At 48.6% G+C, this 16,514-nt stretch carries 16 protein-coding genes; 6 read left to right on the top strand and 10 right to left on the bottom strand.

The window, feature by feature from the left end; genetic code table 11:
- Positions 1-180 precede the first annotated feature (180 nt).
- The 4 genes from lacC to LHUE1_RS08730 all read left to right on the top strand — a co-directional run bounded on the left by lacC (position 181) and on the right by LHUE1_RS08730 (position 3,814).
- Positions 181-1,119, top strand: a complete 939-nt coding sequence (gene lacC / locus LHUE1_RS08745; protein WP_049171061.1) for a tagatose-6-phosphate kinase — start codon at positions 181-183, stop codon at positions 1,117-1,119.
- A gap of 20 nt (positions 1,120-1,139) precedes the next feature.
- Positions 1,140-1,820, top strand: coding sequence for a DUF4867 family protein (locus LHUE1_RS08740; protein WP_049171060.1), 681 nt, complete (start codon positions 1,140-1,142; stop codon positions 1,818-1,820).
- A 66-nt stretch (positions 1,821-1,886) separates the two neighbouring features.
- Positions 1,887-2,927, top strand: a complete 1,041-nt coding sequence (locus LHUE1_RS08735; RefSeq protein ID WP_277848318.1) for a serine hydrolase domain-containing protein — start codon at positions 1,887-1,889, stop codon at positions 2,925-2,927.
- A gap of 119 nt (positions 2,928-3,046) precedes the next feature.
- Positions 3,047-3,814, top strand: coding sequence for a sulfite exporter TauE/SafE family protein (locus LHUE1_RS08730; RefSeq protein ID WP_049171056.1), 768 nt, complete (start codon positions 3,047-3,049; stop codon positions 3,812-3,814).
- Between the two features lie 245 nt (positions 3,815-4,059).
- Here the strand turns inward: LHUE1_RS08730 and LHUE1_RS08725 are convergent, their stop codons facing one another.
- From LHUE1_RS08725 to LHUE1_RS08680, 10 genes are all read right to left on the bottom strand, one after another.
- Positions 4,060-4,539: a hypothetical protein gene (locus tag LHUE1_RS08725; protein ID WP_049171053.1), complete on the bottom strand. Its 480-nt coding sequence runs from the start codon at positions 4,537-4,539 to the stop codon at positions 4,060-4,062.
- A 113-nt stretch (positions 4,540-4,652) separates the two neighbouring features.
- Positions 4,653-5,081, bottom strand: a complete 429-nt coding sequence (locus LHUE1_RS08720; RefSeq protein ID WP_025013202.1) for a PTS sugar transporter subunit IIA — start codon at positions 5,079-5,081, stop codon at positions 4,653-4,655.
- 33 nt (positions 5,082-5,114) lie between these two features.
- Complete coding sequence (gene agaD, locus LHUE1_RS08715; RefSeq protein ID WP_049171050.1) at positions 5,115-5,927, bottom strand: PTS galactosamine transporter subunit IID; 813 nt, start codon at positions 5,925-5,927, stop codon at positions 5,115-5,117.
- Entirely contained in the window at positions 5,914-6,720 is an 807-nt protein-coding gene (gene agaC, locus LHUE1_RS08710) for a PTS galactosamine transporter subunit IIC (RefSeq protein ID WP_049171048.1), read from the bottom strand. Before agaC ends, agaD begins: the two co-directional genes overlap by 14 nt.
- A gap of 30 nt (positions 6,721-6,750) precedes the next feature.
- Positions 6,751-7,245 carry a PTS galactosamine transporter subunit IIB gene (agaB, locus tag LHUE1_RS08705; RefSeq protein ID WP_025013201.1) on the bottom strand — a complete coding sequence of 165 codons (495 nt, stop codon included), beginning with the start codon at positions 7,243-7,245 and terminating at the stop codon, positions 6,751-6,753.
- Positions 7,246-7,899: 654 nt separating this feature from the next.
- Positions 7,900-8,910: an aldose epimerase family protein gene (locus LHUE1_RS08700; protein ID WP_049171044.1), complete on the bottom strand. Its 1,011-nt coding sequence runs from the start codon at positions 8,908-8,910 to the stop codon at positions 7,900-7,902.
- Between the two features lie 29 nt (positions 8,911-8,939).
- Positions 8,940-9,935: a LacI family DNA-binding transcriptional regulator gene (locus LHUE1_RS08695; protein WP_049171042.1), complete on the bottom strand. Its 996-nt coding sequence runs from the start codon at positions 9,933-9,935 to the stop codon at positions 8,940-8,942.
- Between the two features lie 42 nt (positions 9,936-9,977).
- Entirely contained in the window at positions 9,978-11,435 is a 1,458-nt protein-coding gene (locus tag LHUE1_RS08690; RefSeq protein ID WP_277848319.1) for a UDP-glucose--hexose-1-phosphate uridylyltransferase, read from the bottom strand.
- Entirely contained in the window at positions 11,432-12,427 is a 996-nt protein-coding gene (galE, locus tag LHUE1_RS08685) for a UDP-glucose 4-epimerase GalE (RefSeq protein ID WP_277848320.1), read from the bottom strand. The genes LHUE1_RS08690 and galE overlap by 4 nt, the downstream gene beginning before the upstream one ends.
- Before the next feature lie 67 nt (positions 12,428-12,494).
- A complete protein-coding gene (locus LHUE1_RS08680; RefSeq protein ID WP_010493473.1) occupies positions 12,495-13,661 on the bottom strand; it encodes a galactokinase in 1,167 nt (388 codons plus the stop codon).
- A 355-nt stretch (positions 13,662-14,016) separates the two neighbouring features.
- Between LHUE1_RS08680 and LHUE1_RS08675 the strand changes: the two genes are divergently transcribed.
- Together LHUE1_RS08675 and glpK are read left to right on the top strand one after the other, a co-directional pair.
- On the top strand, positions 14,017-14,736 hold the full coding sequence (locus LHUE1_RS08675; protein WP_049171035.1) for a glycosyltransferase family 2 protein: 720 nt from the start codon (positions 14,017-14,019) through the stop codon (positions 14,734-14,736).
- A gap of 228 nt (positions 14,737-14,964) precedes the next feature.
- Positions 14,965-16,482: a glycerol kinase GlpK gene (gene glpK, locus LHUE1_RS08670; protein WP_049171032.1), complete on the top strand. Its 1,518-nt coding sequence runs from the start codon at positions 14,965-14,967 to the stop codon at positions 16,480-16,482.
- Positions 16,483-16,514 lie beyond the last annotated feature (32 nt).

The following is a 16,514-nucleotide window of genomic DNA, read 5'->3' as shown; positions in this document are numbered from 1 at the left end:
TGCAGCGTTACGTTTGAATGAATGCACGCCAGCTCACGCTCATCATAACGCGTTCCCTGGCGCAGGAGCCTGCATGTAAGGACCTTGGTCGCAATGGCCAAAAACGAGCCATCACGCCCAAGGCCGCTTACACTCCGGCTCCTAACCGCGCCAGCTCACGCTCAGAAGGAGAAGAAATTCATGATTTTAACCGTCACTTTAAACCCCTCAATCGACGTTTCCTACCCACTCGAACATCTTAAAATCGACACGGTGAATCGCGTCAAAAATGTTCGCAAGACCGCTGGCGGTAAGGGGCTGAACGTTTCCCGGGTGATTCACATGCTGGATCACGATCTTACTGCGACCGGCTTTATTGGCGGCTATTTTGGCAAATGGTTGGAGAATCAATTGGATCGCGATGGCATCGCCCATGATTTTCTGCCGATCGATGCGGAAACCCGTAGTTCCATCGCAATGCTGCATGATGGCGGCAAGCAAACCGAAATTCTTGAATCCGGACCAACGATTACCCCTGAAGATGCGCAGAAGTTTCTCGATCACTTTGACAAGTTGCTGGATCAGGCAGACTTGCTGACGATTTCCGGCTCGATGCCACAAGGGCTTCCGGAAGACTATTACACGCAAATGATCGCCCATGCCGGTGCCAAAAACGTCAAGGTCTTGCTCGACACATCCGGTGCCACTTTGAAGTCCGCACTCGAAGCGCCAGTGAAGCCCCTTTTGATCAAACCAAACGATGAAGAACTTGCCGGCTTGCTTAACCGCGAAGTCGATAAAACCGATTATGCCGCGTTGAAACAAGACCTCCAGGATCCGATTTTTGACGGCGTTGATTGGATTGTCGTTTCCTTGGGATCAGCAGGTGCCTTTGTTAAGCATCAAGACAAGTTCTATCACGCCGCCATCCCTAAGATCCAGGTCGTCAATCCGGTTGGTTCCGGCGATTCAACCTTAGCCGGACTCGCCATGGGCATTCACGATGGCAAGTCTGACGAAGACATTATGAAGACGGCGATGACCACTGGGATGCTCAACACGATGGAAGCAGAAACCGGCTTCGTCAACCCGGCGAAGTTCGATACCTATTTTGCCAAAGTCACGATTGAAAATTACTAATTTTGGAAAGAAGCCATCAAATGTCAACTTTTGAAAAGATTCAGCAGTTGAATCCAGATAAGCAGATTCATCAGCTAACGGATCCGGCGTTTGCCGATTACGGCGTCACCTACCCGCAATACGACGTCAGTGAGCTCAAAACGTTCATGGACCAAAACGTCAAGATTCCTGCCCCAACCGCAGCCAACCTCTATGTTCCGTCAAACCCGGACATGGAAAAGATTCCGGTTGTTCAGCAAATCGGCCGCGATGTTTTCGCTGGCCTGCCAATCGAAGCAGGCGAATGTGCTGGCCACGCCGAAGCTTTAACCGCCGTGGAATTCCACCAAGGCAGTGAAGTGAACGTCTTTTTCACAGATGTCGTCATGGTCATCGGCAAGCGCGGCCAAATGCACGCTGGTAAATTCAACGCGGAAAAGAACGCTAAATTGTTCTTTGTTCCAGCTGGCACCGTGGTTGAATTCTTCAGCGACACGTTGCATTACAGCCCGTGTGAAGCCCATGCCAGTGGATTCAAGTTTATCGTGATGCTGATCCGTGGCAGTAATCAACCCTTACCAGCTGATTACCACACTGACAACAAACTGATCGTTAAACAAAATAAGTTCCAAGTCGTTCATGCCACCCGTACCGATAAAATCAAGCAAGGGATCCAAGTAGGCGTGACAGGCGAGCTCGTCAAGGTAGCACATTTAGATTAGTTAGTGATGGCCGATGACGCCAATGCCCCAACAAGCACAAGCTAAGACTCGACCGATCGTTCATTTTTGGAGGCGTTTATACATGGTAGAACAAGATCAGTTAAAGATGAATCACCATTAAGCCGTTCCTTACAAACCGAACACTATAACGGCGCAGTCGCAGTGGTGACTGCCGACAAAGAGTTAGCAGCAGATTCGCAAGGCTTTGCCCATATCGATATGAAGGTTCCGTTCGCATCGCATACGCTCAGCGGTGCCGGAACTGTCACGCAACAATTCTTCGGCGTTTTGCTCATGCAATTTGTCGAAAAAGGCGCGCTAAAACTGACCGACAAACTGTCACAATACGTGCCTGAATATAAGCAGGCTGACAAAATCACCATCGGTCAGCTTGCCACGATGCAAAGCGGGATTCCCGATTACTTAACGCTCATGGCTGAACCGTTCAAGGCGAACGCGCCGGCAACTTTGCCGGATGAGCGTCTGGCCTTACAAATCAACCAGCACAATGCCGCGGACATGGACCTGGCTAAAGTCTTGGATGTCGTTGATGATCAACCGTTAGCCTTCAAGCCAGGTAGCCAGACTGCTTACAGCGCCACCAACGCCATTTTGCTAGGCGAAGTGCTTGATCGGCTCACTGAGGAACGCCCGCTTGAAGCCATTTTGAAGGAAAACATTTACGATCCTTTGGCTTTGACACATACCAAAATCGGCACCTCACACGCTTTTGCCGAAAGCTATCATTGGATTGCCGGCAATCCGAACCTCGCTGGTAAAGGTGATGAAAATCAGGCAGATCGCGGCTTAGTCACAACAATTGACGATCTTGAAAAGTTTGCGCAAGCTGTGTTGAAAGGCAAGCTGCTCAAAGCAGGAAGCTGGGAAACCATCTTCAAGGCTGCTGAAGGCGGCTACGGATTCGGCTGGCACAAGCTTGCTGACGGCTGGCTAGGCAACAGCGGCAGTGTCCTCGGCTATACTGGCTTGCTCAGCATCAACCGCAAGCAGAAGAAGGCTGCGGTCGCGCTGACCAATGTCTTAAAGCCGCAAACTGATATGACGGAATTCGTTGATAAAATTCAGCAGGCTGCACAAGAACTTTAAACTTCATAGACAAGCAACCCCGGCTGAAGCCACCAACTTCAACCGGGGTTTTCTTGACATTCATAACATCTTAGCGAGACACTAACAGAGAAAATTTGAAAAACAGATGGGGCGCAACCATGACATTTTGGCTATTCATTTACTTTATCGGTGCCGGCATTCTCGGCGGCTTATTGGCTTCGATTGCTGGCTTAGCTTCGCTAGTTTCCTACCCAGCACTCCTCATAGCCGGCATCCCGCCAGTCATTGCCAACGTAACCAATACAGCCGGACTCGTGCTTTCCGGTATTGGCGCAACCGCATCATCATCCCGCGAACTTCGCGGCGAAGGCAAACTGGTGACCGGCTTAACCGCCCTCACGCTAGCAGGCGGCATCCTCGGATCTGCACTCCTACTTATTGAACCGGCATCCACATTCGAACACGTCGTCCCCTTCTTCATTCTGTCAGCCGGTGTTCTCCTCTTAGTCAGCGGACACCAAGCGGACCGGAAGAATGTCCCTGCCTTACGCGATCAGAACAAGTTTGGCCTGGTTTTAAAAGCTATCGGTCTCTTCTTGATCGGTGCCTACACTGGCTACTTCGGTGCAGCCGGTGGTGTCATTATCCTCGCAATTTTGACACTGAGCCTACCCCAAAGATTTGCAGTTCTCAACGCCTTCAAGAACGTCATGGCTTTCATGGCTAACGCAGTGGCGACAGTTATTTACGCGTGGACTGGCAAAATTGATTGGGTCGTCGTCCTGCCGCTTGGCATCGGCTTTCTGATCGGCGGCTACTGTGGTCCGATCGTTGTGCGGCATGTGCCAGTCAGACTGTTACGGATTTTAATTGCGTTTGCTGCGTTTGGGCTGGCGGCTGATTTGTTTGTGCAGGCCTATTTTTAGTTAACCCATTGAGCCAGCAATTAATTAAAAAACCCTATTAGACTCAAGCCAAACGGAGACGTTACAGATAATCAGCACCAGATTCACAAAAAGGTAAGTTTTCTCACTCCTACAAGTGATCTTTTCAGCCCCAAAAGCCGCCACAAAGGAAACCATACGAAAACAACTAATCCGCATAGACAGATTAGCTGTTTTTGGTTCCATCTTACTGACAAACGCAGACCCCAAAGCATTGACTCAACCAGTCACACTTTAGCAGACTTTGGCTTCTTCTTATTCTGCATAAATTGCTTAACTGTCACGACTTTTCCCTGATTAAGTGGTTGAAGTTCTTCTCCAGAGAGCATCAGAGCATGGTTTTGCAATGATATCTGGTGACTTTCTGATTCCGACTCCTCATGTCCACCCCAATCATTTGTCATTAAAGCCTGCGAGTTTGGATAGGTAAAAGTTGATAATTTTTCCGGCTTCAAGTCAATGACTGTTCCATCTTTGCGGAACGATCCTTCTTCTATTTTAAAGCTAGCAGGCGCTTGGGGATTTTCACTAACATTAGTGATATTGATGACGTAATGCCCGCTGTTTTTTAAATTGATGACAGTGCTTGTCATACCGTGTCCTATGAAGAATGTCCCCAAATAGAAGTACTTACGCCGTTGGTAGAGCATGATGCCCATACCGGCCACAATCATTGCCAAAACAAGAATCGAAATGTTAGTCGCCATATCATTCACCTCATGTAACTGATTCTACCATGCAAATTTGTCAGAAAAGGGGTGTGACTAGAAAGCCACGCCCCTTCCTCAATAACTGTATCTCCTAGATAAGTCAGCGACAACTAGATACCGTCATCAGAGCCAGTAGCCATATTGTCTGGCATATCCAGCGTAAACTTTTGCGTGCCTTGTTTTGATGCAGCAATAATCGCATCAGCATAGGCATCGGCATTGTCATAGTCACTGAATACAGATTCAAGTAACGACCCTAGGTTACAGCCAGAGACAACCGCCAATTGCGGATTTTTGCTTGCTAGAGTTGCCGCCACTTTATACGGGGTTCCGCCAGCTAAATCTGTAAAAAACAATGTCGGCTTGGGATCAGATCCAAGAATCGTTTCAAACTTAGCCTGAAGTTGTTTGTCACTCATACCTTCTGAAAAGTTTACGAACGACCAGTTATCAGGTACGCTCGCCAGCAAATGCAACGCACCCTTGAACCCATCGGCAAAAGTACCATGCCCAGTGACGATCACTTGAACTTTACTCAATGTCTAATTCCTCCTCAAATCATTTACTAACAGCTACATCCAACCGATGGCCGCCATAACGATGGCAAGCGCAAAGGTCACGACGATTAACCAAATTGGGTTAACATTCTTCTTCAACAGCCAATACAGCAGAAAGACAAAGGCAAATGGCAGAATATTCGGGAAGATTTTATCCAGCAACTGCTTTTGCAAGTTGATGACTGTGTTCCCAGCGCCAACCTTAATGGTCAGAGACATCTTGACGTAACTGGCAATCAAACCACCGATAACGGTTAAGCCCAGGATAGAAGCAACGTGTGAAATGATCCGAGAGTTTTCCTGAATGACATCAATCGCTCGCGTACCAAGGTTATAACCCAAGTGTGCCAACGGAATACGAGACCAGAATAGGAACAGGTAAACCAGGAAGAACAGAATCGGTCCAAAAACGTTCCCGTTCTTCGCGATTGATGCAGAAATCCCACCGACAATCGGCATAATGGTGAACCAGAAAATCGCATCGCCAATGCCGGCCATAGGACCGAACAATGCGTTCTTCAAACCTTTAATGGTCGTCCGATCAACGTGGCCTTCTTCCATCGTCAGCAGCAAACCCATCAGGATAGGATACAGTGGCGGTGAACTATTGATGAATTCCATGTTATCGGTCATAACCGCTTTAAGGCCTTTAGGATCATCTTTATAGATCTTTTGCCAGTATGGCAGCTGTGCCCATGTCCAACCTGGTGAATGCATTCGTTCATATGAGAACGATGCCTGAACTAAGTTAGACCGAATCCCAAGCATGGAGATTTCATGATTGGTAAACAAGCTTTTCTTTTGTTTCTTGTCATCAGATGCCATCATTCATGCCTCCTCCTTGAGATTGATTTTCAACTTCCTTAACTTGCTTCTCTAACTTGATCTGATCACGGCTGCGATAGAATTCGATCATTGCAAATACCGCGCCAACCAAGGCAACTGGCAGAACATTTGAGAATGGGATCATTGAAGCCATAACGAATCCCAAAAGCAGATATGCAAAGTATTGACCTTTTAACATAACCTTCAACAACATTGCGAACCCAACAGCCGGCAAGATACCACCAGCTAATTCAAATCCGTGTGTCAACCAGTGAGGCATTGAAGTAACAAGTGCCTTCATTGGGCCCTGTGCCGCATATGCACTCAGGAAAGCCATGATCCCGAAGGACAAAGTAACGATCGTGAGCGGAATGAAATTCAGACGTTTAAACGCACCTGTATTCCCTTCTGCAGCATATTGATCGAACTTCGGCAAAAACAGTGAAAAGCTGGAGTAGAAGAACAGCAGAATATATTGCATTAACATCGCGAACGGTAATGAAAGACCGATCGCCGTTGCTGGAGCAGTTTTGTTAGTTGCCGCAATAACAACCGTCATAATCCCGCAAAGAACCGTGTTCGGCGGTTGTGTCCCGCCGGCAGGAGTCAATCCGGCAAAAGCTAGTTCAGTTAACCCGCCAGCAATGACACCGAGCTGTAAGTCGCCCAGGATAAGGCCAGTGATTGTGCAGACAATAATCGGACGGAAAATGAAGAACGCCTGTAGCCAGCAATCAAGACCTGATATCATTGCCCAAAGCGCGATTAACACCCCTTGAGTTAAGGTAACATCCATGAACCTGACACCTCCAATTTAATCTATTGACTATTTGACATTCTTTAACAAGTCAGCAGTAATTGGTGTCTTCTTATCACCCGGATAGTCCTGAATGAAAATATTGACGCCAGCGTTCACAATTGCTAACAGATCCTCTTTGTCTTGTTCATCGACATAGACCTTCTTAGTAATTTCTGTCTTGCCTTGAGCAAAGTGCATGTTGCCAACATTGACTTCCTTGATTGGCACACCATTCTCAACTAACTTGCGAGCATCAGCCGGTGTCTTAATGACGATAAAGATGTGCTGACGATCAGCAGCCTTACCAATAATGTCAATGGTATGTTGAACCGTAAAGAAACGAATTCCTGCACCTGACGAATCAGCTGTCGTTGCCATTAATTTCTGCTGAAGCGGATCATTAGCAGCCTGATCGTTAGCAACCAGAATCAAGTTTGCATTAACGGCGCGTGTCCATGTAACCCCAACCTGGCCGTGAACCAAACGGTTGTCAATTCGTGTAAAAACAATATTTGCAGCCATCACTTTTCACCTCCTTATAAAAATATTATTCGCAGCGTGAACAGAAACTGACGGTGTGTTTTTGCTCTGCGTCATGCTATTTGCAAACCTGATCATCCTCACAAAATAAACCAGGATAGGTCTTTTATAGCGCTTTCAAAAACTAGATCAAAAACCAGTCTGACTGAGCGGCGTTACAAAATCGATCGGATGTTTTTTAAATGAACAACATCTGGGGAAATGCCAATTTTGAATCAAAAAGTTCCGTCGGCCACCGCTTAATCATCTGTCAGTAATTTGTTAACTATTGTTTGTTCCTGTTCACTTTTAATTATAAACAAGCGTTTTCAGTAGTCAAGAAAATCTTCAAAAAGGTTGGCAAAATATTGAATAAATTTTATAGAGAGTTTAACCCCTTGTTGTGTAAGTACTTAGACAATCTATGAAACTTTGCAAATTAATCATGTAGATTATTTACGACATAATTTTTCCTAACAAAAAAGAACAGGTTTAAACAAATGGACCTCAATTTAATTGACTACCATTGATTTCGCTTTTTGCCATCTATGACGCATAACCTGATGCCATTAACATCCAAGCACAAGAAAAAAGCCTTCCCCATCAAGGAAAGCTTCTTTCTGTGCAAATAACCCACTAATTAAAAACCACTATGCCTTATTCAAACGTCCAAGTATTCGCCAACGTAAACGGCTCCCCTGGCAACAGCGTAATCGCCGAGAGGTCATCCCCGCTAACCGGCGCAAACTGGCATTCAAGGGCCACACCGTCGAATTGTTTGATGTTGTGAGGAATACCCGTGCCATCGAAGTGATTGGCGGTGTAGACAACCACACTTGGTGCCGTGGTGACTAGGGTCATAGTGTGCTTGGCTGTTTGAAGCTTGGCCGCCAGTGTTTTGCCGTTTTTCAAAAGAAATGGATGGTTGATGCCGCGTTCGGACGTGATTTGATCGGCGCGGGTGTGGATGACATCGCCGAGTTTTTGGCCGTGGCGAAAATCGAACACAGTGCCGGATACCGGCTGCCAGCCTTGATTTGGCAGGTGTTCGGCGTCTAATGGCTTGTAGTCATCAGCTGGAATCGTCAACGTCGTGTCATCAATCGATGCTGGTTGATCCAACGCGAAGTAAGTATGGTTAGTCGGATTGAAGAGCGTTTCCGCGTCACTTAGCGCATCAACGCGATACTGTAAGGCGTTCGTGTTGGTTAGCGTATAGGTGACTTGCAGTTTGAGATTGCCGGGATAGCCGTTGTGGCCGTCCGGATCGACAAACGTGAAGCTGGCGCTGGCGGTCGTTGCCGTTTTCTCGATGCGGAAGTTGTAAACTTGCCGATCGAGACCATCATCCCCGCCATGAATGTGATTGTTGCCTTCATTCATGGGCAAGTCGACTTTGACATCGCCGTGTTGCCAAACGTGACCGCGGATCCGGCCGACAATGCGGCCAACCGTCCCGCCTAGAAAATTACGCTCTTTTGAGTAATCCTCACGACTTGGCAGCGAAAGAATCATATTGTGCAACCCGTCAGCTTCCGGCAGCAGCACTTTTTCCAAAGTGGCGCCGTAGTTTAACAGTTTGACTACCATTCCCTGATCATTGGTCAATGTTAGTTCATACAAGTCGTGTCCTTGGTACTGACCGTATTGTTCAACTGAAACGTCCATCATACCCTCCTTAATCAGTGATGCATACGCTACAAACTGCTAGCCCGCATCACAAGCTCACTCTTAAAATTGACTTGGCGTGGCACCCGCTTGGCGTCACCCAGCCTTGCCTGCAGTAACTCAACGGCAGTCTGCCCCATTTGATCCGTGGCAGCATGAACCGTGGACAGTGGCGGGGTCGTGAACTTGGCGACCGCCACATCGTTAAAGCTGATGACAGACACCCGTTGCGGCACTGCTAAGCCAGCCTCGTTCAACGCCCGCAACGCGCCGACCGCCATGGTGTCATTGGCGATAATGAAGCCGTGCGGCAATTGATCGCCTAACGTTTCGATCGCCTTTTTCATCAAGCGGTAACCTGAATCCGGCGTAAATTCGCCGATCAGCCGAAACTCAGGGCGTGCGAATCCGGCGTCTTTCGCCACACGATCAAACGTTACCGTGCGCACATCCTGAAACTGCTCGCGGCCGCTGCGACTGGTCTCAAGTCCGCCGAGAAAGCCAATATCGTCAATGCCGACTTTGCGAAAATGCGCAATGATCTCTTTAATTGGCCCGGCATAATCGGCGGTAACCGAATCGCAGTCGAACGCCAGCATGTTCTGATCAACAAAGACCACCGGCAGTCCCAGTGCTTTCATTTTAGCCACTTCGCCGGCGTCATATTTGCCTAACGCAATGATGCCTTGGATGTTGGTAACACTGTCGCTATCCAGCTGTTCAAGGTGAAAATTCTGCAAATGGTAGCCGACGCCAGCCGCCTTGGCTTCAATCGCATATTGAATTTGCAGGTAATAAAGATCATTCAGTTCTTCCTGTTCACTGCGCCACTGGACAAGGGCTACCGTTGTCTGAGTGGGCACCCGTTTGCGTCGTCGCGGTTTATACGCTAGTTTCTCAGCGGTTTTCAAAACGCGCTGCCGCGTTTCTGGCGTCACAGCCAGCGTCGCGTCATAATTCAAAATTCGCGAAACCGTAGCGATCGACACCCCCGCCGCCTTCGCAATATCTGTAATCGTGGTCATCGATTCCCTCCGTTTCCCTGACTGTGCTGCCAAAAGGTGCGCTTAAAGTGTGCGGCAGAAGCGGCCAAACGCTTCCTGGCCGATTTCATCGCGTTTGAACACGCCGGCATCTTCCAGCACGCGGGCAAAGACGCGGCCCACGGCTTCTTGCAGCTGAGCCTCTGCATTCTCCGGCGTCCACTGGTATTTGGCCTTAAGCTGGTCTGCCCATGCTTTGTGCATCGGCTTCATGTCATTGGCTTCACCTAATAAATATTTTTGCACTTCAGCCAATTCCGTCTTGAGCCGTGCTGGTAAAATGGCGCGTCCCATCACTTCAATCAGTCCGATGTTTTCCTTTTTAATATGTTGGACATCCTGATGCGGGTGGAAAATACCGTCAGGATACTGCTTGCTGGTCTGATTGTCACGCAAAACCAGATCAAGCTGGTATTCGGAGCCGACACGACGGGCAATCGGCGTTACGGTGTGGTGCGGCTTACCGTCCACAAATGCCCGCACGTCAACGGATTCATCCGTATACTGATCCCATACCTGCCGAACATGCTCAGCGGCATTCACCAACTCTTCGCGATCAGCGCTGACCAAGCGAATGACACTCATCGGCCACTTCACGATACCGGCGAAAACATGCGGATGGCCACTAATCTCGACTTGGGTCTCAATCGGTGCCTTAGCCATCGGGAACGTATGCCGCCCACCTTGATAATGCTCGTGAGCCAGCATCGAACCGCCAACAATTGGCAAGTCAGCGTTGGAGCCGACAAAATACGTCGGGAACATGGCCACAATCGCCAGCAGATTTTCAAACGTGCTTTGATCAATCACCATGGGCTCATGGATGGCATCCAAAAAGATCGCATGCTCATTGAAATACGCATAAGGCGAGTACTGGAAGCCCCAGGTTTTCCCACCTAACAGGAAGCGGATAATCCGGTGGTTGGTGCGTGCGGCAAAATTACTGCGACCCGCATAGCCTTCCGTTTGCAGGCACAATGCACAGGCCGGGTAGCCGGATTGAGCGTGCGCCGCTGCAGCAATGTCTTTCGGATCCTTTTCCGGCTTGGAGAGGTTGACCGTAATTTCCAGATCGCCATACTCGGTTTTGGCCGGAAAGACCAGGTTCTTGGCAATCGCCCGGGTTTGAATGTAATTATTCGCCCGACTTAAAGCAAAGAACCAGTCAGTTGCGACCCGCGGGCCGGCTTGATACTTATCCCAGAACATCTGGTTAACACGACTCGGAGTTGGCGTGGCAAAATCCATCAGCTGCGCTTCAAGAATCTGGCGGGCTGACAGTGAATCCGGAATTTTACCGTTATCCTGGGCGGCTTGAACCATCAAATCCAGATTTTCCAACGGATCCTCGTCACCTGGCAGGTCCAGTGCTGCATCCCCGATTAGGTTCAGCAACTTGTTGGTCAGGTACACGGCGTCCATGTGGGTATAATCAGGATTCAGCTTAATAATGGTCTCAATATGATTGGTAATTGCGGTCAATTACGGTCACCAAAGCCTTCCGGATGATTCTCGTGCCAGTTCCAGGCAGTCTCGATAATTTTGTCGATGTCGTCATAGTTCGGTTTCCAGCCTAAGATGTCGCGGGCCTTGTCCGAGCTGGCGATTAAGGTACTTGGGTCGCCTGCACGCCGCGGTGCCATGGTTGCCGGGATCTTCTGTCCGGTTACTTTACGGGCAGCATTCAAAATCTCCAAGTTCGAGAAGCCATGAGCGGAGCCGATATTGAAGGCCGATGACTGGTTGCCTGCGTTCAGATAGTTCAATGCCAACACGTGGGCATCAGCTAAATCAACCACATGTACATAATCACGAACATTGGTGCCGTCCTTGGTTGGGTAATCATCGCCATAGATTTGCAGACCGGTACGGGTGCCTGCCGCAACCTGCAAGATGATTGGAATCAAGTGGGTTTCCGGATGGTGATCTTCACCAATCGAACCATCCGGCATTGCCCCAGCCACGTTGAAATACCGCAGTGCGACAAACTTCAGACCATAAGCAATGTCGGCCCAGTGCATGATCTTTTCCATGGCCAGTTTACTTTCGCCGTACGGGTTGGTTGGCACTTGCGGATCGGTTTCCTTAATTGGCACCTGCTTCGGTTCGCCATAAGTTGCAGCAGTCGATGAGAAGACAATCTTTTTAATGCCAAACTGGTTCATCGCTTCAAGCAGGGTGATCATACCACCGGTGTTGTTATCAAAATACTTCAGCGGATCTTTCATGGATTCTGGCACAATTGAAAAGGCCGCAAAGTGCACGATGCCGTCGATCTTTTCCTTGCTGAAAACCTGGCTCAGGAAGTGGTAATCGCGAATGTCGCCTTGGTAGAACCGGGCGCGCGGATCAACCGCCTTGCGATGACCGGTAATCAAGTTGTCTAAAACAATGACATCTTCCCCGTCAGCCAATAGTTGCTTAACCGTATGTGAACCGATGTAGCCTGCGCCACCTAAAACTGCAATTGTCATGTTAATATTTTCTCCTTTACTTTTTGCTTCCGCATCCGTCTGCACTAACTGATATATTTCGTCAGCGCTAGTTTAACTGCTTAGCTCCGTCGGCAATGTCTGCCACATAGAAGTGCGCATCATAGCCGATCTTCTCAGTATAAGCTTTGCCAACGTTACTAATAAAGTCCTCGACGTCAGCGCTGTTAACAATCGCGATCGCGCAGCCGCCAAAACCGGCACCAGTCATCCGTGCCCCTAAGACGCCGCGTTGTTTCAAGGCGTTGGTCACCAAAGTATCGAGTTCAACGCCGGTAACTTCATAATCAAATGCCAGGGAAACCCCAGATGCGGAAACCAGCTTGCCGAAGGTCGTCAGGTCGCCTTTTTGCAGTGCTTGTGCCGCCGTCAGTGTCCGTTGGTTTTCAAAAACCGCATGGCGGGCACGTTTGATCAGAATCGGGTCATAAATGAGATACGTGTTTTCGTCAAATTCGTCTTCAGTCAGTTGGCCAAGGCTCTTCACGTCAATGCCTTTTTGCAGCATTGCCAAAGCCTTTTCGCATTCGCTGCGGCGCTCGTTGTACTTGGAATCAGCCAATTCGCGACGCTTATTGGTGTTCATGATAACGATCACGTTGTCGCCCATTTCAACTGGCAGATATTCGTATTTCATCGTGTTCGTATCCAGCAGTGTTGCTTGGTTGGCGCGGCCCATTTCGATGGCAAACTGATCCATGATCCCGGAGTTAACGCCGATATAATCGTTTTCGACTTTCACGCCGAACTTAACCAAATCCAACGGGGCAAATCCACCGTCAAAAAGATTGTTCAGAATCGTGCCGACCAGCATTTCCAATGAAGCTGAGCTCGACAAGCCCGCGCCATCCGGCAAATTACCATTAATATAAACATTCAAGCCGTGGGTATAATTAATCCCCGCCGTCTTCATCACTCGCGCCATGCCTTGGAAATAATCCGTCCACAAGCCGCGCTTTTCCTGAAAAAGATCCGGGAACGGAATGTCAATAATCCCTACCTTAGGAAAGTTGGCTGAATACAAACGGAACGCATTGTCTTCATTCGCACCAACTGCGGCATAAGTACCAAGCGAAATCGCGCAAGGGAAAACGTGCCCGCCATTGTAATCGGTATGTTCGCCGATCAGGTTAATTCGCCCAGGCGCGAAGAACGTATGCTCCGCCTGCTTACCAAATTGCTCCGTAAAGCCTTTCGTGACATCTGTACTGTTCACTCTAAATTCCTCCTATATTTAAAACAGATAAGTCAATTTGTTCACGATTTTTGTAACCGTTTTTATTTTACTAAAAAAGTCACGCAAATGGAAGCGCTATTGTCAAAATATTTTATTTGGATTGAGACATATGTCCGTCCCTTGCTGTGTTATCTAGTTGTGTTTTACTAAAATTTTAATATCCCACTGCTGCTTATGCCAAGTTGATCAGCGTGCTTGCGGGCAACCAAGTCGTTTTAATTGACGCCTACCAAAATCTGACGATAATGATCAAAGCAAAGATTCGATATTGCAATGATTTAACCGCTTAGGCGCCGTGCATAATTGAGGTGCCGCCAAGGAGGTTTAGGTTTTTATGACAAATTTAGACATATCCATTATTGTGCCAACGTATAATCTTGGCCGGTATCTGCCGGCTACCCTTAAAACCATTCAGGAACAGACAATTGATGTGGAACTGTGGCTCATCGATGATGCTTCATCGGACCGAACGGCACAAACAGCGGCCGATTTTGTGCGCGGCGTGCCAACTTACCACGCTACGGCTTTTGATCGTCACCGTGGGATCGGCGCCGCCCGCAACTTCGGGATTGATCACGCCAATGGCCGGTTTATTGCCTTTGTTGACGGTGACGATTTAATCGCGCCGACTTTTGCCGAGACGCTTGTCCGCGGTTTCACCCCAGGCGTCGTTGCGACCGCGGTTGGTTACGATTGGTGGCATCGCAGTCGCGGCGGTCCGGATCGGTTCCGCTTGTTGTCCCAGGCCGAAATGTTTGAACAGGTTTCCCATCACGGAACGGAAATCGGCGGGTATATCTGGAACAAAGCCTTTTCCCACGCCGCTTTGGATGCCGGCAACATTCGCTACAAAGAGCAGTTGCGGATTGCTGAAGACTATGACTTCACTGCCGAATATGTTGCCCATACCCGCGGCAAGTATGCTTACAATCCAACGGTTCTGTATAAAAAAATCAACCGGCCGAACAGCACCATGCACAATTTTTCTTGGGACGATCGGCGACAGGAAGACAAAATTTTTGACCACATTTATCAGCTCAAGCAACTCATCTAATCAGCCCTACCTAACCCGGCCGCCATGCCGGGTTTTCTGTTTAGTCGGGGCGCAGTTTCACCGAAAAACAAGCAATCTATATTCTCAATTGCGAATATAGGTCTTATGGTTAAAATAACTTATGATTTATATAAGCATAATGCTTGCATTCGTCCCGGCGATCAGGTATAACTATTATCGGAAACGTTTTCATTGTGTGCAATTATATTTCACTGGAGGTAGCTAATCGTGACAAACGAACAACAATATATTTTAGCGATTGATGAAGGAACCACCAGCACGCGGACCATCATCATCGACCATAATGGGCAAAAAGTGGCGGATGCACAACGCGAGTTTCCGCAGTATTTTCCCCATCCTGGCTGGGTAGAGCATAACGCTAACGAAATTTGGAACGCTGCCCTGTCAACGATTGCCACGGCTTTCATTGAATCACATATTCAACCGCGGCAAATCGTCGGAATCGGCATCACGAATCAGCGGGAAACCACGGTTGTCTGGGATAAGCAAACGGGCTTACCGATTTATAACGCCATTGTCTGGCAATCACGGCAAACCAGCGAGATTGCTGATCAGCTCAAAGCCGATGGATACGACGATCTTATTCACGATGCTACAGGCCTGCTGATTGATTCTTACTTCTCAGCAACCAAAATTCGCTGGATTCTGGATCACGTTCCGGGTGCCCAGGAACGTGCGGAAAAAGGTGAACTGCTTTTTGGAACGATCGACACCTGGCTTTCCTGGAAGCTGTCCGGCGGCGCGATTCACGTCACGGATTACACCAATGCCTCGCGTACCATGCTGTTTAACATTCATAAGTTGGATTGGGACGATGAGATTCTGCGCATTTTGAACATTCCTAAGCAAATGTTGCCGGAAGTCCGCAGTAACTCGGAAATCTATGGTGATGCCGCTGCTTATCACTTCTTTGGCAGCACTGTTCCGATCGCCGGCATGGTCGGGGATCAGCAAGCCGCTTTGTTCGGTCAGCTGGCCATTCAACCGGGTATGGTCAAGAACACTTACGGAACCGGTGCCTTCATCGTCATGAATACCGGCGACAAGCCAACCCTTTCCAATCACAATCTGCTGACCACCATCGGCTATGGTCTTGATGGCAAAGTCACCTACGCACTTGAAGGCTCGGTCTTCGTTGCCGGCAGTGCCATTCAATGGCTGCGCGATGCAATGAAAATGATCGAACGCTCAAGTGATTCAGAAGCCGCCGCTTTGGCATCAAAAAGTCAAAATGAAGTCTATGTCGTTCCTGCCTTTACCGGCTTAGGGGCTCCTTACTGGGATTCCGATGCCCGCGGTGCCATTTTTGGTATTACCCGCGGCACGACCCGCGAAGATTTTATTAAGGCAACTTTGCAATCGCTTGCATATCAATCCCGCGATGTTGTCGACACAATGAACGCCGATACCGGTATGCCGATTCCGGCACTGCGCGTTGATGGCGGGGCCGCCAACAATGATTACCTGATGCAATTCCAGGCGGATATTCTGGGGATTCCGATCGAGCGGGCCGCTAACCTTGAAACTACTGCGATGGGCGCCGCTTTCTTTGCCGGCTTGGCCACCGGTTTCTGGAACAACACCGATGAACTGCAAAGCATTGTTAAGGTCGGCAAGCGGTTCGAACCGCAAATGGATGCTGTCGATCGTGACTATCTGTACGAAGGCTGGAAGCAAGCGGTTGCCGCCACTCAGATGTACAAGCATACGAAAAATCACAACTAATTCTTTTTAAAAATATCATTCAATCATTATTC

The organism is Lacticaseibacillus huelsenbergensis, from assembly GCF_029726355.1.
GTDB lineage: Bacteria > Bacillota > Bacilli > Lactobacillales > Lactobacillaceae > Lacticaseibacillus > Lacticaseibacillus casei.
Note: the sequence above shows the minus strand (reverse complement) of the source record. Positions and strands in the feature narration are given on the sequence as shown.